At 70.3% G+C, this 22382-nt stretch carries 22 protein-coding genes and 1 tRNA gene; 12 read left to right on the forward strand and 11 right to left on the reverse strand.

Annotation, left to right across the window (positions count from 1 at the left end; all coding sequences use genetic code 11):
• Positions 1 to 320: 320 nt before the first annotated feature.
• Together H2041_RS18140 and H2041_RS18145 are read left to right on the forward strand one after the other, a co-directional pair.
• The gene (locus H2041_RS18140) at positions 321 to 1457 is read left to right on the forward strand and encodes an efflux RND transporter periplasmic adaptor subunit (protein WP_293415146.1); all 1137 of its coding nucleotides are present in this window, start codon (positions 321 to 323) and stop codon (positions 1455 to 1457) included.
• Complete coding sequence (locus tag H2041_RS18145; RefSeq protein WP_293415147.1) at positions 1454 to 4576, forward strand: efflux RND transporter permease subunit; 3123 nt, start codon at positions 1454 to 1456, stop codon at positions 4574 to 4576. Before H2041_RS18140 ends, H2041_RS18145 begins: the two co-directional genes overlap by 4 nt.
• Positions 4577 to 4795: 219 nt before the next feature.
• On the opposite strand, the gene H2041_RS18150 is transcribed toward H2041_RS18145, so the two are convergent.
• Positions 4796 to 5308 carry a cytochrome c family protein gene (locus tag H2041_RS18150; protein WP_293415148.1) on the reverse strand — a complete coding sequence of 171 codons (513 nt, stop codon included), beginning with the start codon at positions 5306 to 5308 and terminating at the stop codon, positions 4796 to 4798.
• A gap of 118 nt (positions 5309 to 5426) precedes the next feature.
• Between H2041_RS18150 and H2041_RS18155 the strand changes: the two genes are divergently transcribed.
• The 4 genes from H2041_RS18155 (at position 5427) to H2041_RS18170 (ending at position 9696) form a co-directional block, all read left to right on the forward strand.
• On the forward strand, positions 5427 to 6872 hold the full coding sequence (locus tag H2041_RS18155) for a L,D-transpeptidase family protein (RefSeq protein WP_293415149.1): 1446 nt from the start codon (positions 5427 to 5429) through the stop codon (positions 6870 to 6872).
• Positions 6873 to 6901: 29 nt separating this feature from the next.
• Positions 6902 to 7435, forward strand: a complete 534-nt coding sequence (locus H2041_RS18160; protein ID WP_293415150.1) for a DUF882 domain-containing protein — start codon at positions 6902 to 6904, stop codon at positions 7433 to 7435.
• Between the two features lie 55 nt (positions 7436 to 7490).
• Positions 7491 to 8066: a cytochrome b gene (locus H2041_RS18165; protein WP_293415151.1), complete on the forward strand. Its 576-nt coding sequence runs from the start codon at positions 7491 to 7493 to the stop codon at positions 8064 to 8066.
• Between the two features lie 79 nt (positions 8067 to 8145).
• Positions 8146 to 9696: a class I adenylate-forming enzyme family protein gene (locus H2041_RS18170; RefSeq protein WP_293415152.1), complete on the forward strand. Its 1551-nt coding sequence runs from the start codon at positions 8146 to 8148 to the stop codon at positions 9694 to 9696.
• Between the two features lie 7 nt (positions 9697 to 9703).
• On the opposite strand, the gene H2041_RS18175 is transcribed toward H2041_RS18170, so the two are convergent.
• Positions 9704 to 10372, reverse strand: a complete 669-nt coding sequence (locus H2041_RS18175) for a hypothetical protein (protein WP_293415153.1) — start codon at positions 10370 to 10372, stop codon at positions 9704 to 9706.
• A 43-nt stretch (positions 10373 to 10415) separates the two neighbouring features.
• Positions 10416 to 10491, reverse strand: a tRNA-Thr gene (locus H2041_RS18180).
• Between the two features lie 154 nt (positions 10492 to 10645).
• On the opposite strand from H2041_RS18180, the gene H2041_RS18185 reads away from it, so the two are divergent.
• The 3 genes from H2041_RS18185 (at position 10646) to H2041_RS18195 (ending at position 13762) form a co-directional block, all read left to right on the forward strand.
• Entirely contained in the window at positions 10646 to 11272 is a 627-nt protein-coding gene (locus H2041_RS18185) for a TetR/AcrR family transcriptional regulator (RefSeq protein ID WP_293415154.1), read from the forward strand.
• A gap of 64 nt (positions 11273 to 11336) precedes the next feature.
• Positions 11337 to 12602 (forward strand): D-arabinono-1,4-lactone oxidase, encoded by a 1266-nt coding sequence (locus H2041_RS18190; protein ID WP_293415155.1) that lies wholly within the window; start codon positions 11337 to 11339, stop codon positions 12600 to 12602.
• An 8-nt stretch (positions 12603 to 12610) separates the two neighbouring features.
• Positions 12611 to 13762, forward strand: coding sequence for a DSD1 family PLP-dependent enzyme (locus tag H2041_RS18195; RefSeq protein WP_293415156.1), 1152 nt, complete (start codon positions 12611 to 12613; stop codon positions 13760 to 13762).
• 26 nt (positions 13763 to 13788) lie between these two features.
• On the opposite strand, the gene H2041_RS18200 is transcribed toward H2041_RS18195, so the two are convergent.
• Complete coding sequence (locus H2041_RS18200; protein ID WP_293415157.1) at positions 13789 to 14331, reverse strand: alpha/beta hydrolase; 543 nt, start codon at positions 14329 to 14331, stop codon at positions 13789 to 13791.
• A gap of 88 nt (positions 14332 to 14419) precedes the next feature.
• Between H2041_RS18200 and H2041_RS18205 the strand changes: the two genes are divergently transcribed.
• Complete coding sequence (locus H2041_RS18205; protein WP_293415159.1) at positions 14420 to 14920, forward strand: Lrp/AsnC family transcriptional regulator; 501 nt, start codon at positions 14420 to 14422, stop codon at positions 14918 to 14920.
• Here the strand turns inward: H2041_RS18205 and H2041_RS18210 are convergent.
• Entirely contained in the window at positions 14917 to 15945 is a 1029-nt protein-coding gene (locus H2041_RS18210) for a histidine kinase dimerization/phosphoacceptor domain -containing protein (protein ID WP_293415161.1), read from the reverse strand. The two genes, H2041_RS18205 and H2041_RS18210, sit on opposite strands and share 4 nt — an antisense overlap.
• Positions 15946 to 16143: 198 nt before the next feature.
• On the opposite strand from H2041_RS18210, the gene H2041_RS18215 reads away from it, so the two are divergent.
• A complete protein-coding gene (locus H2041_RS18215; RefSeq protein WP_293415163.1) occupies positions 16144 to 17271 on the forward strand; it encodes a glutathione S-transferase N-terminal domain-containing protein in 1128 nt (375 codons plus the stop codon).
• A 148-nt stretch (positions 17272 to 17419) separates the two neighbouring features.
• Here the strand turns inward: H2041_RS18215 and H2041_RS18220 are convergent, their stop codons facing one another.
• From H2041_RS18220 to H2041_RS18245, 6 genes are all read right to left on the reverse strand, one after another.
• On the reverse strand, positions 17420 to 17572 hold the full coding sequence (locus H2041_RS18220; protein WP_293415165.1) for a hypothetical protein: 153 nt from the start codon (positions 17570 to 17572) through the stop codon (positions 17420 to 17422).
• A gap of 4 nt (positions 17573 to 17576) precedes the next feature.
• The gene (locus H2041_RS18225) at positions 17577 to 17741 is read right to left on the reverse strand and encodes a hypothetical protein (RefSeq protein ID WP_293415167.1); all 165 of its coding nucleotides are present in this window, start codon (positions 17739 to 17741) and stop codon (positions 17577 to 17579) included.
• Positions 17742 to 17824: 83 nt separating this feature from the next.
• Positions 17825 to 18613: an ABC transporter permease gene (locus H2041_RS18230; RefSeq protein WP_293415169.1), complete on the reverse strand. Its 789-nt coding sequence runs from the start codon at positions 18611 to 18613 to the stop codon at positions 17825 to 17827.
• On the reverse strand, positions 18613 to 19539 hold the full coding sequence (locus tag H2041_RS18235) for an ABC transporter permease (RefSeq protein WP_293415171.1): 927 nt from the start codon (positions 19537 to 19539) through the stop codon (positions 18613 to 18615). The genes H2041_RS18230 and H2041_RS18235 overlap by 1 nt, the downstream gene beginning before the upstream one ends.
• A 23-nt stretch (positions 19540 to 19562) precedes the next feature.
• Positions 19563 to 20720, reverse strand: coding sequence for an ABC transporter ATP-binding protein (locus tag H2041_RS18240; RefSeq protein ID WP_293415173.1), 1158 nt, complete (start codon positions 20718 to 20720; stop codon positions 19563 to 19565).
• Positions 20721 to 20748: 28 nt separating this feature from the next.
• Positions 20749 to 21858, reverse strand: a complete 1110-nt coding sequence (locus H2041_RS18245) for a polyamine ABC transporter substrate-binding protein (protein WP_293415175.1) — start codon at positions 21856 to 21858, stop codon at positions 20749 to 20751.
• 94 nt (positions 21859 to 21952) lie between these two features.
• Between H2041_RS18245 and H2041_RS18250 the strand changes: the two genes are divergently transcribed.
• Entirely contained in the window at positions 21953 to 22312 is a 360-nt protein-coding gene (locus H2041_RS18250) for a DMT family protein (protein ID WP_293415177.1), read from the forward strand.
• The last annotated feature ends 70 nt before the right edge of the window (positions 22313 to 22382 follow it).

The raw sequence follows: 22382 nt of genomic DNA on the forward strand, positions 1-22382 counted from the left end.
AGGTCAAGGCCCAGGTCGCCCGCGGCATCGGGGGCAAGCTCGCCTGGCCCGGATGCCTGCGACGCCTCGACCGCCAGATGCCGGGGTACGATTCGTAGTTCCGGCGTCGCCGCAAAGGCGCGGCGTCACGCTTAATTGATCAGCTTTCGGGCGCATCCGGCTGCCGGGTGCGCCCGAATATTATGCGGCCCGGTCAGGTGTTTCAGGGGCGACATGAACGGCCATCGTTCTGTTACTGGACGCTGCGTAAGGGTCGCCATAAGACCGCGTCATAGTTTCAAGCTTTTCAAACGCTCCCCGGCGGAGCGACGGAGTCCGCATTGGTCAGACGGCACTTCTTTCTCGTCGGCGCGCTCGTCATCCTGGTGATCATGGCCGCGGTCGGCGGCCTGCGGATCCTCTTCGGGGGCGAGGAGCCGGGCGGAGGGCCTGGAGGACCTGGAGGGCCTGGGGGCGGCGTGGCCGTGGCGGCCACGACCGTGCAGCCGCGCACCTTCACCGACCGGGTCGATCTCCTCGGCGTCGCCAAGGGCCGGCGTTCGGTCACCCTGACCGCGGCGGCGACCCAGCTCGTGGAACGGGTGCGCTTCAGCGACGGGCAGTCCGTTCCGGAAGGCGCCGTCCTGGTCGAACTGAAGGACGCCGAACAGAACGCCGGGGTGGCCCAGGCGCAGGCGCGGCTGGAACAGGCCGAACGGGCCCTCGAACGGTGGCGGACCCTGTCCGAGCGCGGCTACGCCTCGAAGGCGGCGGTGGACCAGTACGAGGCCGCCTATCTGACCGCCAAGGCGGATCTGGCCGCCGCCCAGGCCCGGCAGGGCGACCGCCTGATCCGCGCGCCCTTCGCCGGCGTCGTCGGCCTCACCGACATCGCGCCCGGCGCCCTGGTCAATCCCGGCACCGAGATCGTCACCCTGGACGACCTGTCGGCCGTGCGCGTCGACTTCGAGATTCCGGAGCGCTACATGGCCGGACTGGCGGAGGGGCAGTCGCTCACCGCCACCACCGACGCCTTCCCGGGGCTTTCGATCCAGGGGCGGATCGAGACCCTCGACACGCGGGTGGATCCCAACACCCGCGCGATCACGGCCCGCGCCGTCTTCCCCAACGCCGACCGCCGGCTGAGGCCCGGCATGATGATGCGCATCTCTCTCGCCCGCGGGGACCGTCAGGGGCTCGCCGTGCCGGAGCCCGCCCTGTCCGTGCAGGGCTCCTCGGCCTTCGTCTATCTGATCGCCAAGGGCGAGGCGGGCGCGCGCGCCGAGCAGCGGCCGGTGGTCACCGGCGCCCGCCAGGGCGGCTTCGTCGAGATCCGTGACGGCCTTTCGGCCGGCGACCAGATCGTCGCCAACGGCGTCAACAAGGTCACGCCCGGCCAGCCGGTCCGCGTGGCCGCCACGCCGGCGCCGTCGGCCGTGGCCGGCGTCGAGGCGCCCGCCGAGCGGCCCGGCGCATGACGCTCTCCGACCTTTCCGTCCGCCGCCCCGTCTTCGCCGCCGTGGCGGCGATCGTGCTGTGCGTGGTGGGCCTGGCCTCGTTCACCCAGCTGACCGTCCGCGAGCTGCCGGCGGTGGACCCGCCGGTGATCTCGATCAGCACCGACTACCGCGGGGCCTCGGCCGAGGTCATCGAGGAGCGGATCACCGAGCTGATCGAACGCCAGGTGGCCGGGATCGAGGGCGTCGACCGCATGGAGTCCTCCTCGCGGGACGGCTCCTCGCGGATCAACATCCAGTTCAAGCTCAGCCGCGACCTGGACGCCGCCGCCAACGACGTGCGCGACGCCGTTTCCCGGGTCTCGGCCAACCTGCCGCTGCAGGCCGACCCGCCGCAGATCCGCAAGGCCGACGCCGACGCCCAGCCGATCATGTTCCTGGCCTTCTCGTCGACGACGCTGAACCGGCTGCAGCTCACCGACTACGCCAATCGCTATCTGGTCGAGCGCGTCTCCACCGTGCCCGGCGTCGCCCAGGTGGGCGTCGGCGGGGCGCAGGACTACGCCATGCGGATCTGGCTCGACCCGCAGGCCATGGCCGCGCGCGGCATCACCGTCGACGAGGTCGAAGCGGCCCTGAACGCGCAGAACCTGGAACTGCCCGCCGGGTCGCTCGAGGCGCCGACCAAGGACTTCACGATCCGTGTGGCGCGGGCCTACGAGACGCCCGAGGACTTCGCCCGCCTGCCGGTGAAGACCGCCGAGGACGGCGGCTATATCACCCGCCTGGGGGACATTGCGCGCGTCTCCGAAGAGGCGGCCGAACGGCGACGCCTGTTCCGTTCCGGCGGCCGCGACCTGGTGGGCATCGCCATCACGCGCCAGTCCCAGGCCAACGACCTGGAGATCTCCGACGGGGTCCGGGCCCTGCTGCCCGAGCTGAACCGCGGTCTTCCGGAGGGCACCAAGCTCGACGTGGCGGTGGACTTCACCGTCTTCACCCGCCACGCCCTGGAGGAAGTCTGGTTCACCATGGGCATCTGCCTGGCGGTGGTGGGCCTGGTGAACTTCCTGTTCCTGGGCACCTGGCGGGCGGCGATCATCCCGACGATCGTCGCGCCCATCTGCATCCTGTCGACCTTCATCGTCCTGGCGCCGCTCGGCTTCTCGCTGAACCTCCTGACCCTCCTGGCGCTGGTGCTCGCCATCGGTCTCGTGGTGGACGACGCCATCGTGGTAGTCGAGAACATCCAGCGCCGCATCGACGAGGGCGAGCCGGCGCCGGTCGCCGCCCAGCGGGGCACGCGCCAGGTCTTCTTCGCCGTGCTCGCCACCACCATCGTGCTCATCTCGGTCTTCGCGCCGCTGATGTTCCTGCCGGGCTATATCGGCCGCCTCTTCGTGGAGCTGGCCGTGGCCGTCGCCGCGGCGGTGGCCTTCTCGGCTCTGCTGGCGCTCAGCCTCTCGCCCATGCTGGCCTCCAAGCTGCTCAAGCCGGCCCAGGGCCAGGGCGCGCTCGCCCGGGTGGTGGACGACGGAATGGCGCGGCTGCGCAACTCCTACCACGCCTCCCTCGAGGCCCTGCTTGCGCGACGCAGCGCCGCCTGGGCCACCGGCCTTCTGGTGCTGGTTCTCGGCGTCGCCGCCTTCGGGCTCTTCCGCTACCTGCCGAGCGAGCTCGTGCCGGAAGAGGACCGCGGCCGGGTCGATATCATGATCAACGGGCCGGAAGGCGCCGGCTACGACTACACCTACGAGGCGGTGAAGCAGATCGAGGCGCGCCTGCTCGAGCTCTACGAGAACGGGACCGTCTCCCGTTACCTCCTGTCCATGCCGCGGTTCGGCAACAACCAGTACAACACCGGCAGCGGCAATGTGACCGTCGCCGAAGGTCCGAACGCGGCCAACTCCAACGAGCTCGCCGCCCAGCTGAACAAGGAGTTCGGCGAGATCACCTCGGTGCGCGCCATCGCCTTCGTGCGGCCGGCGCTCCGCGGAAGCGAGGGCAACAGCGTCGATCTGATCGCCGTCGGCACCAACTACGACGAGATCGCCGCCTGGCTGCAGCCCATCGTCCGCGCCGCCGAGCAGAACCCCGGCATGAGCCGGGTGCGCCTGGACTACGAGCCCACATCGCCGCGTCTGCTGGTCAATATCGACCGTGAGAAGGCGGCGGCCCTGGGCGTCTCGACCCAGGCCGTGGGCCGGGCCCTGGAGACCATGTTCGGCTCCCGCCGCGTCACCACCTACATCCGCGAGGGGCAGGAGTACGACGTCATCCTGCAGACCAACCGCGAGCAGCGCATGACGCAGGAGGACCTCAACACCCTCTATGTGCGCTCGGCCTCAGGCGAGGCGATCCCCCTGCCCTCGGTGGTCACCACCGAGGTCCGCGGCGACACCCCGGACCGCGAGCGGACCGACCGCGCCCGCTCGATCAATCTCAGCGCCCAGCTGAACCCCGGCTACACCATGGGCGAGGCCATCGCCTTCCTGCAGGCCGAGGTGGACAAGCAGCCCGGCGGGGTCGCCACGCTCTGGGGCGGCGGCGCGCGCGACTTCCTGGAGGCCGGCGGCGCGGTCGCCCTGGCCTTCGCCATGGCGCTGCTGCTCGTCTTCCTGGTGCTCGCCGCCCAGTTCGAAAGCTGGATCCATCCGGGCGTCATCATGCTGACCGTGCCGGTGGCCGCGCTCGGGGGGCTCTTCGGCCTGCTGGTCGCCGGCTCGACCATCAACACCTACAGCCAGATCGGCCTGATCATCCTGATCGGCATCGCGGCGAAGAACGGCATCCTGATCGTCGAGTTCGCCAACCAGCTCCGGGACGAGGGCCTGTCGATCCGCGAGGCCGTGATCGAATCCGCCACCCTGCGGCTGCGGCCCATCATCATGACCTCGATCTCGGCCGCGGCCGGCGCCATTCCCCTGATCGTGTGGGGCGGCGCGGGCGGCGAGGCGCGCCGCACCATCGGGGTGGTGATCTTCTTTGGGGCGATCTTCGCCACCATGGTGACGGTCTTCGTCGTGCCGGTCTTCTACAACCTGCTGGCCCGCTACACGAAGTCGCCCGAACACACCGCGCGGCGGATCGAGGCCTTCGAGGAAGCCGAGCAGACCCGCGTCGCCAACGCCGCCGAATAGGCGGAACTCGCCCGTCGGCACACAAAAGAGAGCCTTCCTCCGGGGGATCTGGAGGAAGGCTCAAGGGTCAGGATTGGGGGCGCCCCCGCGATCGAGGTGCAGGGGCGGACGTCGAGATCGACAGATGCTCGCAATCACGACCCGCCGAACTTGGGCGTCCTTACGGTAATCGTCAAGATTGCAGACGTATCACGATGCACGTAATTGGCGGCCGCCGCCCTATGAGGCTGGCGGCTCGTAGCCCGACTCCACCTTAAGATAGGCGATCAGGTCGACCCGCTTCTGCGCGTCGTGCAGACCGGCGAAGGTCATCTTGGTGCCGGGCAGATAGGTGCGCGGATTGTCCAGCCAGGCGTCGAGGTGCTCGGCGTCCCAGACGAAGTCGGCCGTCTTCAGCGCCTCGGAATAGTTGTAGCCTTCCAGCCCGCCGGCCTTGCGTCCGAAGACCCCGTAGAGATTGGGTCCGGTCAGGTTCGGCGCGCCCTCGGCGATCGTATGGCAGGAGCGGCAAAGCCCGAACTGGCGACGGCCGTTCTCCAGGTCGCCCGTATTGTACGGGGCGGGCAGGGCCGCCAGCCGCGCCTGCCGTTCGGCGTCGGTCGGCTCCGGGCTCTTGGCCGCCGGCTTGGCGGCGGGGGCCTGGCCGGTCCCGGCGTCTCCCCCGGCCTGCCCGCACGCCGCCAGGACGAGGCTCGCCCCCGCCATCACCGCCATCGCCGAGTACCTGAACATGCCGCCGCTCCCGCTGCTGGTCGAATTGCGCCGGCAAGCTAGCCGAGCCCGCGGCACATGCAACGGCAGGCTTGATCGCGATCATGGACAGGCCGGCGCCGCGGCATAGACTTCGGTCATGTCCCTGCGCCTCCGCCTCCTGGCCCTCCTGGCGCTCGCCGCCGCACCCTTCGTCGCGCCGCAGCCCGCCGCGTCGCAGGCCGGCGAGTCGATCACGCTCGCCCCGGCCGAGCGCATGGCCGTCGTCCGGGCCCTCATGAGCGGCGCCGAGCCGCCGCCTGCCGATCCGGCCCGCATGAGCGATGCGGCCCTGACCTCCCATCTTCTCGACCACGCCCGCACCGAGGCCGGTCAGCGGGTGCGGCCGCGCGAGATCAATCGCCTCTGGGCCCTGGAGCCAGAGGTCCGGAACCTGTCGGCCGAGTGGCTGGTGGCGCGCAGCCAGGGGCGTCTCGCCGAGTGGGCGCTCAGCCTGTCGCCGTCCGACCCGCGTTATCAGGCGCTGGTGAGCGCCCGCCGGCGCTACGCCGCCATCGTCCAGGGGGGCGGCTGGTCCCCGTTGCCCTCCGACCTGCGCCTAGCGCCGGAGGCGACGGGGGCGGGGGTCGTGGAGCTTCGGAAGCGGCTGGCGGCGGAAGGGTTCGCCGCGCCCGAAGGCGAGACGCCGGAACACTACGATGCGGCGCTCGTCGATCTGGTCCGGAGCTTCCAGGCCCTGCGCGGCCTCGAGCCCGACGGGGTGGTCGGCCCAGCGACGCTTGCGGCGCTCAACGTCACGGCCGAGGCGCGGCTCTCCCAGATCGACGTCAATCTGGAACGCTGGCGCTGGTCGCCCAGGCCGCCGCCGGCGGACCGGCTGGAGGTGGATGTGGGCGCGGCGACGGCGACCCTCTTCCAGGACGGGGCGCCGGCGCTGAGCATGCGCATCGTCGTCGGCGACAAGGGCCATCCGACGCCCATGTTCGCCTCGCAGCTGGAGGCCGTGGTCCTCAATCCCCCCTGGAACGTGCCCACCTCCATCGCCCAGGGTGAGATCCTGCCGAGAGCGGCGCGCGACCCGGGCTATCTGGCCCGCCACAACTATGTGTTCGTCGGCGGCCGGCTGCAGCAGCGCCCAGGCCCGGACAACGCCCTGGGGCAGGTGAAGTTCGATCTGCCGAGCCCCTTCGGCGTCTATCTGCACGACACGCCGGGCCGGGCGGCCTTCGCTCGCCCCGTGCGTACGCTCAGTCACGGCTGCATGCGTCTGGAGAAGCCGCGCGAACTGGCCGAACGCCTCCTGGCGGGCCAGGGCTGGGATCGCGCCGCGATCGACGCCGCCATCGCGACGGGCGAAACGCAGCGCATCGCGCTTTCCGTGGCGACGCCGCTGCTGGTCACCTATCGGACGGCCTTCGTCGACGAAGGCGGCCTCCACCTGCTGCCCGACCCCTATGGCTGGGACGAGCCGCTGGCGCGCGCCCTGCTGACGGCGGACGCCCAGACAGCCGGCGTCCGGTCGGCGCCGCCGGGGCCGAACACTGCAAGCGAATGTGAGCCCGGGCGCGGCCAAGCTTTGCTATGAAGGACGGCGGGGGGCGATATGGAGACGCCATGACCATCCGACGTCGCAATCTGCTGAGCGGCGGCCTCGCCCTGGCCGGGATCGCCAGCACGCCGGCCTGGGCGCGCACCGGTGAGGTGCGCAGCCTGTCCCTGCTGAACCTGCACACCGGCGAGCGGCTCGCCACCGCCTATTGGGAAGCCGGCGGCTACATTCCGGACGCCATGCAGGCTCTGGCGCGGGTGCTCCGCGACCATCGCACCGGGGATGTCCACCCGATGGAGCCGGGACTGTTCGACCTGGTGGCGACGCTGCGGACGCGCCTGCAGACCGATGCGACGGTCCATGTGATCTCCGGCTATCGCTCGCCGCGGACCAACGAGGCCCTGCGGCAGTCGAGCAGCGGCGTGGCCAAGCGCAGCCTGCACATGGACGGCATGGCCCTGGATCTCCGCCTGCCCGGCGTCGACCTTGCGCGCGTGCGCGACGCAGCCTGGGACCTGCAGCGCGGCGGCGTCGGCTACTATCCCGGTTCCGACTTCGTGCACGTGGATGTCGGCCGCGTCCGTCGCTGGAGCGGCTGACGGGAGCCTGGCGGTCGCCCCGGCGTTTCCTTTGCTCAGCTTTCCGGAGGAGTCGATGACCACCGCACATGAGGGCCGCGCCCCAGGCGCGCGCTATTCCACGATCTCGATCGTCCTGCACTGGACGCTGGCCGTCCTGCTGATCGTGCAGATCTTCGTCGGCGGCTGGTTCGAAGATCTCGAAGGGCCTGAGAAGGGCGAGGCTTTCGCGCTGCACTTGTCGCTCGGGGTCACCATCCTGGCGCTCAGCCTGCTGCGCCTGGGCTGGCGCATCGCCCATCCGGCGCCGCCTCTGCCGTCCAGCTACGCGGCCTGGGTGCGCATCCTCGCCCGCGCCACCCATGTCGGCTTCTATGTCGTCATGATCGGCATGCCGCTCACCGGCTGGGCCATCGCCTCCACCAGCGGCCGCGGTCTGCCCGATGTCTGGGGCGTGATCCCCTGGCCCCGCCTGCCGGTCTCGGGGGAGGGGGCCCACGAGGCGGCCGAGACCCTGCACGTGGACATCATCCTGAAGCTCTTCTGGGTCCTGATCGTCCTGCACATCGCCGGCGCGCTGAAGCACCACTTCCTCGACAAGGACGACACCCTCTGGCGGATGGCGCCGATCTTCCGCCGGCCCGGCGGCTGAACGGCTGCAAGCCTTGCTGGCGCTTGGGCTTTCGCGATATCTGCGAGGCTTCAGAATAACGCCAGGGAAGGATGCGCCGATGACCGCCGAAGAACTGATGGCCGAGGACTTCGGCACGCTCTCCGACCTCGTCGCCGCCCAGGGGCGTGGCCGTCCAGGCCACATCGCCCTCGTCGACGGCGAGCGCACCATCAGCTACGGCGATCTGAACGTCCTGGTCGACCGCATCGCGGCAGGCCTGCAGCGGGAGGGCGTCGGCCCCCGCGAAGCCGTGGCCATCTGCGCCACCACCTCGCTGGAGTACGCCGCGGTTTTCCTCGGCGCCCTGCGCGCCGGCGCGGCGGCCGCGCCCCTGGCGCCGTCTTCCAGCCCCGAGAGCCTCGTCATGATGCTCAAGGACTGCGGTTCGAAGCTCTTCTTCCTGGACAAAGGGGTGGCCGACGCCATCGCCGGGGTTGCGGGCGAGATCGAGGCCAAGCCGATCGCCCTCGACGGGTCCGACGCCGGCCTTTCCTTCGAGGCCTGGCTGCCCGAATCGGGCGCAAGGCCGCAGGCGGTCAGCGTCGGTCCGAACGACCCGTTCAACATCATCTACTCCTCGGGCACCACCGGCGCGCCCAAGGGCATCGTCCAGCCTCACGCCATGCGCTGGGGCCAGGTGCGGCGGGGCATCTATTCCGGCGACTCGGTCACGATGATCTCGACGCCGCTCTATTCCAACACGACGCTGGTCAGCTTCCTGCCCACCCTCGGCAACGGCGGCACGGCGGTGCTGATGCCCAAGTTCGACGCCGAGAAGTTCCTGAAGCTGTCGGAGAAGCACCGCGCCACCCACGCCATGCTGGTGCCCGTGCAGTACCGCCGGATCATGGAGCGGCCGGACTTCGACACCTATGACCTCTCGAGCTACGTCCTGAAGTTCTCCACCTCCGCCCCCTTTGCGCCGGAGGTGAAGGCCGATGTGCTCAAGCGCTGGCCCGGCGGCCTGATCGAGTTCTACGGCATGACCGAGGGCGGCGGCTCCTGCATGCTGGTGGCCCACGAGCACCCCGACAAGCTGCACACGGTCGGCAAGCCCATGAACGGCCACGACATCCGCCTCATCGACGAGGACGGCAAGGAGGTCCCGCAGGGCCACGTCGGCGAGGTGGTCGGCCGCTCCGGCGCCATGATGGTCGGCTACCACAACCAGCCCGGCAAGACGCGCGACGCCGAGTGGTTCAGTCCGGAGGGCCTGCGCTTCATCCGCACCGGCGACGTCGGCCGCTTCGACGAGGATGGCTTCCTGACGCTCATGGACCGCAAGAAGGACATGATCATCTCGGGCGGCTTCAACATCTATCCGTCCGACCTGGAGCTGGAGCTTTCCAAGCACCCCGACGTGCTGGAATCGGCCGTGGTGGGCGTGCCGTCGGACAAGTGGGGCGAGACGCCCGTGGCCTATGTCACCCTGCGCCCGGGCCGCACCATCGCCGCCGAGGAGCTGAAGGCCTGGCTGAACGGCCGCGTCGGCAAGACCCAGCGCCTGGCGGACCTGATCTATATGGACACCCTGCCGCGCAGCCACATCGGCAAGGTGCTGAAGAAGGACCTGCGCGACAGCTACAAGGGGCCGGCCCTGACGGGGTGAGAGCCGCCTAGCCGGCCTGTACGCCAGCGTACTGGGCCAGGTGGCGCCGGACGATGGCCGCGCACCCCTCCGGGTTCTCCGTCATCAGCTGGTGGCCGCCGGCCAGAACCTCCAGCGAGGCGACGCCCTGTCGATCCTCGTCGCTCAGCAGGCTGGGGGTGCTGGCGAGCGGGCGCGGCGGGTGGAGAGGCGCGTCGCCCGCGACGACGGTGACCGGTATCCGGCTCGACGCGAGCAGCGGCCGGTGATCGTCTCGCAGCATGTCCTTCAGCCAGGCGGGCAAGGCTGCGGCTTCGAGGGGCCAGGAAAAGCTCAGCGGCGGCTCGACCGCGACCACGGACAGCAAGCCCGGCACGGGGAAACGCGCCATGCCCAGGCAGACGAGCGCGCCCAGGCTTTCGCCCGCCAGGACCACGGGCCGGCCCCTGAAGTAGGCCGACGCCGCCGTGGCGAAGGCCCGGCTCCACAGGTCCAGGTTCGCTCCCTCCAGCGCAGGGACCCCGTGTGCGGGCAGGTGGCCGAAGACGCAGTTGCGCAGCCGGCGGGCCACGGGCTGCATCTCGTCGGTCGTTCTCATGGCGCCGTGAATCAGCAGGACCGCCGGCCCGTCGGCCAAGGGCTCGGAGGAGAACCACACATGGCCGACAGCCGTCTCGACGGCGGTGCTCTTCAACACGGGCGGCTCCCAATCATCCGGACAGATGGAAAGCGGTTGGGAATGGTGCCGGTTGCAGGACTCGAACCCGCGACCTTCGGTTTACAAAACCGCTGCTCTACCAGCTGAGCTAAACCGGCGAAAAGGCCTTCGGATCAAGAGCTTGGTCGCGCCGGCGCGTGCGCGGGGCGGGGCCGCTCGATCCGAGGCGCACGGATGGCACGATGCGGGGCCGGCGCCAAGCCCATCCGGCGCGGCATTGCCAAGGCCTCGCGGCTTTGCTCCCCTCGCCGGGTGACCAGGGCCGCCGCCGATCCCGCGCCAGCCAAGCGCGAGCCCCGCCAGGAGCGGGGGCGGGAGACCTATGAGCGTCTGCTCCAGGTCGCCGGCGAACTGCTGGCGGAGGTGGGCGTGGAGCGCATCTCCACCAACCAGATCTGCGCCCGCGCCGGCATGACCCCGCCGGCCCTCTACCGCTACTTCAAGGACAAGTACGCCGTGCTCGAGGCGCTGGGCCGGCGGCTGATGGAGCGTCAGAACGCCGTCCTCTTCGACTGGGTCGAGACCCACGCCCCCGGCGGCCCCGACGCGCTGGCCGCGGCCACCGAGGACCTGCTTCGCCGCACCGCCGAGGCGACGGCGGCGGAGCCGGGGGCGATCTGGATCCTGCGGGCCCTCCGCGCCGTGCCCCAGCTCGCGCCCATCCGCATCGAGTCCCACCGCGCCGTCACCGACCGGCTCGTCGAGGCCTATGGCCCGCTCGCCCCCGACCTGCCGCGGGAGGTGCTTTGGCGCCGCGTCCGCATCGCCGTGGAGTTCGGCTTCGCCGCCGACGAGATGCTGACCGAGGAGGACCTGATCCCCCGCGAGGCCCTGATCGCCGAGGCGGCGGCCATCCTCCGCCACGCCATCCGGCCATAAACGATAGTATTGACTATCTCCGACCGCCGGGCGCACCCTTCCCGCAACGACAGGGGAGGGCGCCATGACGCAGTGGAGCAACTGGTCGGGCAGCGTGCGAAGCGCGCCGGCCCAGATCGCCAGGCCGAGGACGGAGGCCGAACTCCAGGAGCTGGTGCGCGGGGCCGACAAGGTCCGCGTGGTGGGCGCGGGCCATTCCTTCACGCCGCTCTGCCAGACCGACGGCCTGCTCCTGAACCTGGAGGATCTCGAGGGCGAGATCGAGGTCGCCGCCGACCGGCAGACGGTGCTTGCGCCGGCCGGCTGGAGCCTCAAGCGCCTGACCAAGGCGCTCTGGGACCTCGGCTTCTCCCTGCCCAACCAGGGCGACGTGAACCCCCAGTCGCTGGCCGGGGCGATCGGCACCGGCACCCACGGGACCGGCCGCGATCTCGGCAGCCTCTCGACCATCACCCGCGGCTTCCGGACCGTGATGGCGGACGGTTCGGTCGCCGAATGCGACGCCACGCGCGATCCCGACCTCTTCCACGCCCAGCGCCTCTCGCTCGGCCTCTGCGGCGTGATGACCAAGGCCCGGATCGAGGTGCTGCCGGCCTACCGGCTTGAGGAGCGGATCGAAAAGAGGCCCCTGGACTGGGTCTATGCGAATTTCGACGACCTGGCGGCGAGCCACCGCCATGCGGAGTTCTTCGTCTTTCCCTACGCCAATGAGGCCATCGTCAAGACCCTGCATCCGACCGAGGCCGAAGACACGCCGCGGCCCAAGCGCGGCGGCCTCGACGAGGAGGCGATCTTCAAGTTCTGCTGCGACCTCTCCAGGGCCGCGCCGGCGCTCACCGGGCCTCTGCAGCGGTTCATGATGCGGGCGACCAGTCCGCTGCGCCGCATCGGCCCGGCCTATCGCATCTTCCCGTCCAGCCGGAACGTCCGCTTCGAGGAGATGGAGTACGAACTCCCTCGCGCCGCCGGCCTGCCGGCCCTGCGCGAGGCCATCGGCTGGATTCGGAAGCAGCGCCTGCCCGTCACCTTCCCCTTCGAGTTCCGCTGGGCGGCGGGCGACGACCTCTGGATCAGCCCGTTCAACCGCGGCGACGGCGCCTCCATCTCCATGCACCAGTACGCCGAGATGCCGTGGGAGCCGCTGTTCCGGGCGGCCGAGCCGATCTTCCGCGCCGCCGGCGGCCGGCCCCACTGGGGCAAGCGCCACTTCCTCTCCCGCGCCGAGGTCGACCAGATGTATCCGCAGGCCGAGCGGCTGCGCGAGGTGCGTCGCCGCGTGGACCCGGCGGGCAAGTTCCTCAATTCTCACCTCGCCGAACTCTTCAGCTAGGGAGCGCCATGTCCGTCCTCTCCGACGACCGCCGCCTGCACGGCCAACTCATCGGCCGCCAAGGCTCGCGCGCCGACCTGAACACGCCGGTCCTGGTGCTCGATCTCGACGTGCTGGAGCGCAACATCGCCACCATGGCCAAGGCCGCCGCCGCCTCCGGCGCACGCCTGCGGCCGCACGCCAAGACCCACAAGAGCGTCGACATCGCCCGGCTGCAGATCGCCGCCGGCGCCTTCGGCCTCTGCTGCGCCAAGCTTGGGGAGGCCGAGGCCCTGGCCGCGGGCGACATCCCCAACCTCCACATCACCTCGCCTGTGGTCTCGGCCCCGGCCATCGCCCGGCTGGCGGCGCTGAACGCCCGCGGCGGCGGCCTCTCGGTGGTCGCCGACGATCCCGACAATGTCGCCGCCCTGGCCGCGGCGGCCTCTCCCGATCATCCCCTGGAGGTGTTCGTCGACATCGACCCGGGCATCCGCCGCACGGGCGTGGCCTCCGACGAGGCCGCGGTGGCCCTCGCGCGCCAGATCGCCGACGCGCCCGCCCTGCGCTTCGGCGGCGTCCAGAAGTACTGCGGCCGCGAGCAGCACATCGAGGAGTTCGCCGCCCGGCGGGAGGCGATCCTCGCCCAGACGGAAGCCCTGAGGCGGACCATCGCCGCCCTGACCGAAGCCGGCCTTGCGCCGCCCGTGGTCACCGGCGGCGGCACGGGCACCCACCGCATCGACCTGGAGTTGGGCGTCTTCAACGAGCTGCAGGTCGGCTCCTACGTCTTCATGGACGACCAGTACCTGGCCTGCGGCCTGACGGAAGGCGAGGAGCCGCCCTATGAACGCAGCCTGTTCGTCGACGCCCGGGTGGTCAGCGCCAACCACGGACCGCTGGTCACGGTCGACGCGGGCTTCAAGGCCTTCTCCACCGACGCCGACCCGCCGGCGGTGCTGGACGGCGCGCCGGCCGGCGCCAAGTTCGCCTTCATGGGCGACGAACACGGGGCGGTGATCGCGCCGGGCGTCTCCGAGGGGCTGAAGGTCGGCGACCTGGTGCGGCTGGCCGTGCCCCACTGCGACCCGACCGTGAACCTCTATGACAGCTACCATGTGGTGCGCGGCGACACCGTGGTGGACATCTGGCCCGTCAGCGCCCGGGGCCGCAGCCGCTAGGCGATCAGCGGCGACGGGCGGCGCCCCTATGACGCGCCGCATCCGGCGCGAAAGGCGCTGAGCAGCGCCCAGCCCTCCGGCCATCCGCCAAGACCGCTGGCGGCGTTGATATGCCCAAGGGCGCCCAGTTCGACGAGGCCCGCGCCCCAGTCGGCCGCCAGCCGACGGATGGCCGGCGGCGCGCCGTAGGGATCGTCGGCGCTGGCCACGATCAGGGCGGGAAAGGGCAGGGCCGCGCGCGGCGCCGGGCGAAAGCTTTCGACCTCCCGCGGGAAGGCCGGCGAGGCCTCGTCCGGCGGCGCGACCAGGAAGGCGCCGCGCGCGCCGGTCGGGCGGCGGCGGGCCCAGTGTGCGACCAGAAGGCAGGCCAGGCTGTGGGCGACCAGCACCGGCGGTTCCTCCGCGGCGTCGACCGCGGCGTCCAGGGCCTCCAGCCAGTCCTCCAGGACCGGCGCATCCCAGGAAGACGGCGCAAAGCGGCGGGCTGCAGGCTCCCGGGCCTCCCAGTGGCTGTGCCAGTGCCGGCGGCCCGAGCCGCCCAGCCCGGGCAACATGATCAGCGCCCCCATCGTCCCTCCTTCGGTCTTGCGTCGGCGAAGGCTAGGATCGGACGCGCCAGGGACGACCGCCATGGCAAGTCATCGACGGGAGGGCCTTATGGCCGATGATTTCAAGGTGAAGGAGCCGAGGAGCCGTGCAGCTGAAGTCGACGGCGCCGACCTCGCGATCCTGGAGGCGCTGCAGGACAACGCCCGCCTGCCGCTGGCGGCGCTCGCCCGCCAGATCGGCATGTCCCAGCCGGCCGTCTCGGAGCGCGTGAAGCGGCTGGAGGAGCGGGGCGTCATCACCGGCTATGGGGCGCGGATCGACGCCGCCCGGCTCGGCCTGCCGATGATGGCCATCATCCGGCTGAGGACGACGCACGAGCACATCCGGCCCGCGCTGGAGCGTTTCGCCGCCATGCCCGAAGTGGTGGAAGTCCACCGACTGACCGGCGAGGACTGCTTCCTCCTGAAGGTTCTGGTTCCGACCCCGGCCGATCTGGAGACCATCGTCGACGGGGTCGCCCGCTTCGGCGCCGTTACGACCTCGCTGGTCCTGCGCAGCGAAGCGGCCAAGCCGATCGGGCGCGACCTGCTGCGCAAGGCGCGCGGCTAGTAGGACGCCTCCCGTCGGCCGCTCAGGACCACCCGGGTGCCGCGATCCAGCCGCTCGGTGACTACCTGCGCTCCGGCCCGCTCGGCGAAGGCGACGATGAGGCTCGAGCCCAGGCCCGTGCTCGTGGCGGGCGGCGGCGCGCCGCCGCGGCCGTCGTCGGCGACGCACAGACGCCAGTCCGCCCCCTCGGCGTGGAACGCCACGGTGATCGCGCCGCGCTCGTCGGGTCCGAAGGCGTGCTTGGCGGCGTTCGTGACCGCCTCGTTCAGCACCAGGCCGATGGAGACCGCCTTGTCGCGCGGAAGCATGATGTCGTCGGCGTCCAGGCGCAGTTCGATCCGCTCGGGCAGGAAGAGGGCGTCGACGATGTTGCGCGTCAGCGTCCGCAGGTACTCGCCCATGGCCACGTCGTGCAGCCGCCCGCCGTCCTCGTAGAGCGCCTGGTGGGCGGCGGTGAAGCTGTGGATCCGGGCGGCGGCCGCGGCCAGGGCCTCGCGCGCCTCCTCCGAGGGCTGCCGACGGCGCTGCAGTTCCAGCAGGCTGCCGACGATCATGAAGTTGTTCTTCATGCGGTGGTCGATTTCGCGCAGCAGCAGGTCTCGGAGCGCGATCTCCGCGTCGCGCTGGCTGGCGGCCCGGCGCACCGCGCCCCGGAACACCTCGGCGAAGAGCAGGATGACCAGGGCCGAACAGGCGTTCACCACCGTCCGGGCCGCATCGCCGGCGACCGCGAAGCGGAAGGAGTGCGGGTCCGGCAGGACGAAGTACCAGGCGAACAGGAAGGCGGTGACGAAGGTCGCCAGTCCCGCCCGCCACCGGCCGAAGAGGGTGGAGATCAGCACGGCCGGATAGATCAGGGAGAAGGGGCCGGCCGTCGGCGCGACGACGTCGATGGCCAACCGCACGGCGATCATGCCGACCGTGCAGGAGAGCCCGAACAGGAGTTCCACCAGGAGCGGCGGCAGCCGGCGGCGCCAGGCCTCCACCACGTCGATCTCACCGAACCGCAGCAGCCACTCGCGCAAGGACGGCGCCCCCGAAACGCGCCCGCACGCCGGGCGCGGAGGCGCGCGTCATCGGGGGCCGGATGAAGATGCACAAGCTGCGGCGTCTGTCCACTTCCGCCGAATAATCAGCCGGATAGCCGGTGATGCTGTGTCGGATTCCCGACTTGGCCTCCGACCCCCGTTCCCGCCGCGCGGCGAGCGCGCTAGCTTCCCGCCATGACTCGATCGCCCCATGTCCTCTACGGCCTGCCCCACTCCCTCTATACCGGCCCCGCGCGGGCCTACCTGCGCAAGCAGGGGATCGCCTATGTGGAGCGCACGCCGCGCAGCGAGCCCTTCGCCCGGGACATTCTGCCGGTCATCGGCCGCTCGATCATCCCGGTCATGGTCACGCCCGAGGGCGAGATCGTGCAGGACAGCGTCGACATCATCGATCATTTCGAGGCGAACGGCGCCGCGTCCTTGAGCGCCTATCCGCCGGGGCCGCGGCAGACATTCGTCGCGCTTCTGCTGCAGCTCTACGGCAACCAGGGCCTGCTGCGGGCGGCCATGCACTACCGCTGGACCTATTACGACCAGCAGGCGCGCTTCCTGGACCACGCCTTCGCCGCCGGAGCGCCGCTGGAGGCCGTGCAGAACGTCATGCGCCGCATGCAGTCCTACCTGCCGGGCCTCGGTGTGACGCCGGAGACCATTCCCCTGATCGAGCAGGGGTTCGAGGATCTGCTCGACATCCTCGACGCCCATTTCTCGGTCCACCCGTACCTGCTGGGCGCCATCCCCAGCCTCGGCGACTACGGCCTCCTGGGTCCGCTCTTCGCCCATCTCGGGCGCGATCCGGTTCCGGCCGACATCATGAAGCGCCGTGCGCCGGCGGTCTTCCGCTGGGTGGAGCGGATGAACGCGCCCGATCTCGACATCACGGACCTGCCCGACGCGGCGGGCTGGGTGGAGGACGACGGCGTGCCGGAGACCCTGGAGCCGCTGATCGCCCACATGGGGCAGGAGATGGGCCCCGAACTGGCCGACAAGGTCGCCTTCCTCGCCGAGCACGTCCGTAAGATCGCCCCGAAGGACGGCGATCCGGTCAGCGCCAAGCCGCACCAGCGCACCATCGGGACCACGCCCAGCACCTATCGCGGGGTCGCCGCCGAGGTCGGCGTCCAGCCCTACCTGCTCTATCTGGTCGGGCGTGTGCGGCGGCAGTTGCAGTCGATGAGCGGCGACGACCGCGCCTGGGCGCTCGACCTGCTCGGCCGCCACGGCCTGCGCGCCGCCTTCGACGGCGAACTGGGCGTGGCCGTGGATCGCCGCAACCACATCGAGGTGTGGGCGGCCGCATAGGAACGCGGCCGTCGCGCCAGACCGCCGGGGCCGGTTCTCCGTCACGGCCGGACCTGATCGGACCTTCCATGAAAGCAGCGGTCGACGCGGCGTTCTTGGCCCCCCAGACGCGAGGGGACGAGAAGCGGTTCGCCCGCCTCAGATCAGGTTAGCGCGCCATCCAGGGCTTGGACCGGGCGCCCGGTCCGCCCTCGGGCTTGCGCCCCTTGGCCGCGGGCGGCGCCGGGCGAGCGGCCTGGGCGGCCTTCTTCAGGCGCAGGGCCCGTTCCATCGGGCTTTCCGGTCGCTTGTCGTCGCTCATCTGCTCAGCCCTTGCCGAGGTCGGGGCGCGAGGCGAGGAAGGCTTCCCGTTCGGCCGCCGTCAGCACCTTGGCGGTCTTGCGGCGGGAGACCTTCGGAGTCGGGCGCGCATAGGTCTCCGGGGCCGCGGCGGGTTTGAGGTCGGCGAGGCTCTTCAAGGGCGGTTTCATGGGGCTTCCCGCTGGCGGCCCGCGCTTCGGGACCGAGCCCTTATGCCACATCCCCCGGATTCGCGCCCCTGCGACGGGGGGCCTCAGGCCGTCCGGCGCCGGCGCTGGTTGAAGAGATAGACGGCGATGACGCCCGTGGCCACGAAGCCGATCAGCAGGGTGGAGATGGCGTTGATCTCCGGGCTGACGCCCAGGCGGACGGCGCTGTAGATCCGCATGGGCAGGGTTGTCGCCCCGGGCCCGGAGGTGAAGCTCGCGATCACCAGGTCGTCCAGGGAGAGGGTGAAGGCCAGCATCCAGGCCGCCGCCACCGCCGGCGCGATGTTCGGCAGTGTGACGAGGACGAAGGCCTTCCACGGCGGCGCGCCGAGGTCGCGCGCGGCGTCCTCCAGCGCCTCGTCGAAGGTGACCAGCCGGGCCTGAACCACGACCGTCGCATAGCAGAGGGTCAGGGTCGTGTGCGCGATCATCACCGTCCAGAAGCCGCGCGGCAGGCCGACGGCCACGAACAGCAGGAGGAGCGACAGGCCGAGGATCACCTCGGGCATGACCAGCGGCGCATAGGTCATGCTGGAGAAGAGGGTGCGGCCTCGGAAACGTCCCGCCCGAACCATGCCCAGGGCCGCGAGCGTGCCGAGCACCGTGGCCATGGTCGCCGAGGCGAAGGCGACCCGCACGGTCACCCAGACCGCGTCCAGAAGCTGCTCGTTCTGGAAGAGCGCCGCATACCACCGCGTGGAGAAGCCGCCCCACACGGTCACCAGCCGGCTGGCGTTGAACGAGTAGACCACCAGCAGGACGATGGGCAGGTAGAGGAAGGCCAGGCCGGCGACGATGGCGGCGATGTTGAAGGCGGTGGGGCCCTTCCGCATCAGCGCGTCTCCATCATCTTGGTCTGCTGGTGCTGGAAGAGGACGATGGGCAGGACGAGCGTGGCCAGCAGCACGATGGCCACGGCGCTGGCCGTCGGCCAGTCGCGGTTGGCGAAGAACTCGGTCCAGATCGTCTTGCCCAGCATCAGCGTGCCCGAACCCCCCAGCAGGTCGGGGATGACGAACTCGCCCACCATGGGGATGAAGCAGAGCAGGGAGCCGGCCAGGACGCCCGGCAGGGAGAGGGGGAAGGTCACGCGCCAGAAGGCCTGGATCGGTGTGCAGCCGAGATCGCCGGCCGCCTCCAGGAGGCTCGCATCCTGCCGCTCCAGCACCGCATAGAGCGGCAGGACCATGAAGGGCAGATAGGCGTAGACCAGGCCCAGATAGACCGCTCCGTCGGTGTTCAGGAGGTTCACCGCCGGCAGGCCGATGGCCGCCAGCGCGGCGTTCAGCAGCCCCTCGGGCTTGAGGATGGCGATCCAGGCGTAGACCCGGATGAGGAAGCTCGTCCAGAAGGGCAGGATCACCGCCATCAGCAGGGCCTGCCGCACCGAGGGCGGACACCGGGCCATGCCGTAGGCCAGCGGATAGCCGACCAGCAGCAGGATCAGCGTCGAGACCGCGGCGAACTTCAGGCTGGAAAGGTAGGCCGCCACATAAAGGCCGTCGTGGCCCATCCGCGCATAGGCTTCGAAATCGAGCCCGCGCACGAAGGCGACGAGGCCGGCGAGCCCGGCGCTCCAGTCGATCTTGGGCGCATAGGGCGGAATGGCCAGCACCACGTCCGACAGGGACAGCTTGGCCACCAGGACGAAGGGGATCAGGAAGAAGAGGGCGAGCCACAGAAAGGGCGGCAGGGCTGCGCGCGCCTCCCAGGTGGGCGGCACACGCGGCCGGCCGAGCCGCATCCACGGTCGGCGCACCCGCGGGCTGTCGCGCCCTGCCTTCACTTCGTCAGGACCACGGCGGAGTCGGGCGCGAAGGTGAGCCAGACCTGGTCGTCCCAGTCCACCGGACGCTCGACCACCCGCGAGGCGTTGGCGCGCGCGGCGCGGATGGTCCGTCCGCCGGGAAGCTCGACCAGATAGGTGGTCCAGTCGCCCAGATATCCGATGTCGGCGACCTTGCCCTCGATGCGGTTCGGACCCGGCGGCGGGGGATCGAGGTGGACCAGCATCTTTTCCGGCCGGACGGCGAGCCAGGCCGTGGAGCCGGGGGGAACCTCGGCCTCCTCTATGGCCTCCAGACCGCTCGGCGCCTCGGGACTGGTCAGTCGGATGATGGCGCCGTCGTCCTCCGTCACATGCGCCTCGAACAGGTTCACGTCGCCGATGAAGTCGGCCACGTAGCGCGAGTTCGGCGCCTCGTAGATGTCCGCCGGCCGCCCGATCTGGACGAGTTGGCCCGCCCGCATCACGGCGATGCGGTCGGCGGTGATCATCGCCTCCTCCTGGTCGTGGGTGACGATCAGGAAGGTCATGCCGAGCCGCTGCTGGAGGGCCATCAGCTCGAACTGCGTCTCTTCGCGCAGCTTGCGGTCCAGCGCGCCCAGCGGCTCGTCGAGCAGCAGCATCTTCGGGTTCGGCGCGATGGCCCGCGCCAGCGCCACCCGCTGCCGCTGCCCGCCGGAGAGCTGGTCGGGCTTGCGATGGGCCAGCCCCTCCAGGCGGACCAGGGCCAGCATCTCATCGACGCGGGCGGCGACCTCGCCCTTGGGCTTCTTCTGCTGCTTCAGGCCAAAGGCGATGTTCTGCGCCACGGTCAGGTGCGGAAACAGCGCGTAGGACTGGAACATCATGTTGACCGGCCGCAGGTGCGGCGGCCGCCCGGCCAGGTCCTGGCCGCCGAGCGTGATGCGTCCGCCATCGGGCGTCTCGAAGCCCGCCAGCATGCGCATCAGGGTCGTCTTGCCGCAGCCCGAGGGGCCGAGCAGGGCGAAGAACTCGCCCTCGTAGATGTCCAGCGACACCGCATCGACGGCCACGTCGTCGCCGAACCGCTTGGTCACGTTCTCGAACCGCACCAGCGGCGCAGCCGAGGGATCCGCCCAGGGGGCGAAGCTCGACCGCACCGCGCCGATGTTGAGCCGCGGCTTTGCGCTCACCGGTCGAACCTCGCCCGCCTTCCGGTCGTCACTGACCGGTCTGGACGCGGGTCCAGAGCCGGTTCACCTCGCGGACCAGTTCCTGGCCCTTGGCGGTGGTGACGAACAGCCGCTCGAAGACGGCGGGGGTGGGATAGATGCGCGGATCGTCGCGGATCTCGGCGTCCACCAGCTCGGTCGCCGCGGCGTTGGCGTTGGCGTAGGCGGTGTAGTTGGAGGCCTTGGCGATGACGTCGGGGCGCAGCATGTAGTCGAGGAAGGCGTAGGCCGCCTCGGTGTTCGGCGCATCGGCGGGAATGGCGAAGACGTCGAACCAGACCTGGCTGCCCTCCTGCGGGATGACATAGTCCACCTCGACGCCCGCGCCGGCCTCGGCGGCCCGGTCGGCGGCCTGGAAGATGTCGCCGGAGTAGCCGATGGCCACGCAGATGTCGCCGTTGGCCAGGGCGTTCACATATTCCGAGGAGTGGAACTTCCGCACATAGGGGCGGACCTCCATCAGCATCTCGGTGGCGGCCTCGTAGTCGGCCACGGTCGTGGAGTTCGGGTCCTTGCCGATATAGTTGAGGGCGACCGCGTACATGTCCTCCGAGGCGTCGAGGAAATAGACGCCGCAATCCTGCAGCTTGGCCATGTTCTCCGGTTCGAAGACCGAGGCCCAGGAGTCCATCTCAACGCCGGCCTCGGCGACCTTGGCCGGGTTGTAGCCGATGCCGATGGTGCCCCACATGTAGGGGATGGTGTAGCGCGCGCCCGGATCGAAGGGCTCCATGTAGCGCATGATCTGCGGCCACAGATTGCCGAGGTTCGAGAGCTTCGACTTGTCCAGCGGCTGGATGGCGCCGGCCTCGATATAGCGCGGAATGTTGTGGTTGGAGGGCGTGACCACGTCGTAGCCGATGCCGCCCTGCAGCATCTTGGTTTCCAGCACCTCGTTCGAATCGAAGGTGTCGTAGACCACCTCGACGCCGGTCTCGGTGGTGAACGCCTCGAGCAGCTCCGGATCGATATAGTCCGACCAGTTGTAGATCCGCACCGTCTGCGAATCCGCCCCGCCGCCCTGGCCGCAGGCCGCCAGACCCAGCAGCGCGATGGCGCTGACCGCAGCCGTCGCGGTCTTCGAAACCCAACCCCGCATGGTGACTCTCCCTCTCAAGCCCAGGGGCTGCTTATAAAGCCCATGGCGCGGGGGTTAAGACCCCAATCGGCGCCGATTGCTTCCGGAGCCCCAGATGCCGCCGACCTTGGCGCTCGCCGCACCCGTCCTTCTGCTGGTGCTTTCCAACATCTTCATGACGTTCGCCTGGTACGGCCACCTGAAGGTGGAGCACCGGCCGCTCTGGATCATCGTCCTGGTCAGCTGGGGCATCGCCTTCTTCGAGTACTGCCTGGCGGTGCCCGCCAACCGCATCGGCCGGGCGGTCTATTCGCCGGCCGAGCTGAAGACGATGCAGGAGGTGATCACGCTCGTCGTCTTCGCGGCGTTTTCGGTCCTCTATCTGGGGGAGAGGCTCACCTGGAACCATGCGATCGGCTTCGTCCTGATCGCGGCGGGGGCGCTGTTCATCTTCAAGGGGCCTTTGCCGACCTGAGCGTCCGCGCCTTTTGGCAAGCCCGCGCCGGCGCCATATAAGCGCGCCCTCACCTGAACCGAGCCGCGAG

The sequence above is a fragment of the Phenylobacterium sp. genome (assembly GCF_013911965.1).
Taxonomy (GTDB): domain Bacteria; phylum Pseudomonadota; class Alphaproteobacteria; order Caulobacterales; family Caulobacteraceae; genus Phenylobacterium.

Coding starts and splice junctions, on each gene's coding strand:
- H2041_RS18160 (WP_293415150.1), top strand. CDS start 6,902: ATGACCATCCGACGTCGCAATCTGCTGAGCGGCGGCCTCGCCCTGGCC.
- H2041_RS18215 (WP_293415163.1), top strand. CDS start 16,144: ATGACTCGATCGCCCCATGTCCTCTACGGCCTGCCCCACTCCCTCTAT.
- H2041_RS18200 (WP_293415157.1), bottom strand. CDS start 14,331: ATGGGGGCGCTGATCATGTTGCCCGGGCTGGGCGGCTCGGGCCGCCGG.
- H2041_RS18205 (WP_293415159.1), top strand. CDS start 14,420: ATGGCCGATGATTTCAAGGTGAAGGAGCCGAGGAGCCGTGCAGCTGAA.
- H2041_RS18245 (WP_293415175.1), bottom strand. CDS start 21,858: ATGCGGGGTTGGGTTTCGAAGACCGCGACGGCTGCGGTCAGCGCCATC.
- H2041_RS18170 (WP_293415152.1), top strand. CDS start 8,146: ATGACCGCCGAAGAACTGATGGCCGAGGACTTCGGCACGCTCTCCGAC.
- H2041_RS18155 (WP_293415149.1), top strand. CDS start 5,427: ATGTCCCTGCGCCTCCGCCTCCTGGCCCTCCTGGCGCTCGCCGCCGCA.
- H2041_RS18220 (WP_293415165.1), bottom strand. CDS start 17,572: ATGAGCGACGACAAGCGACCGGAAAGCCCGATGGAACGGGCCCTGCGC.
- H2041_RS18195 (WP_293415156.1), top strand. CDS start 12,611: ATGTCCGTCCTCTCCGACGACCGCCGCCTGCACGGCCAACTCATCGGC.
- H2041_RS18150 (WP_293415148.1), bottom strand. CDS start 5,308: ATGTTCAGGTACTCGGCGATGGCGGTGATGGCGGGGGCGAGCCTCGTC.
- H2041_RS18225 (WP_293415167.1), bottom strand. CDS start 17,741: ATGAAACCGCCCTTGAAGAGCCTCGCCGACCTCAAACCCGCCGCGGCC.
- H2041_RS18250 (WP_293415177.1), top strand. CDS start 21,953: ATGCCGCCGACCTTGGCGCTCGCCGCACCCGTCCTTCTGCTGGTGCTT.
- H2041_RS18165 (WP_293415151.1), top strand. CDS start 7,491: ATGACCACCGCACATGAGGGCCGCGCCCCAGGCGCGCGCTATTCCACG.
- H2041_RS18145 (WP_293415147.1), top strand. CDS start 1,454: ATGACGCTCTCCGACCTTTCCGTCCGCCGCCCCGTCTTCGCCGCCGTG.
- H2041_RS18230 (WP_293415169.1), bottom strand. CDS start 18,613: ATGCGGAAGGGCCCCACCGCCTTCAACATCGCCGCCATCGTCGCCGGC.
- H2041_RS18190 (WP_293415155.1), top strand. CDS start 11,337: ATGACGCAGTGGAGCAACTGGTCGGGCAGCGTGCGAAGCGCGCCGGCC.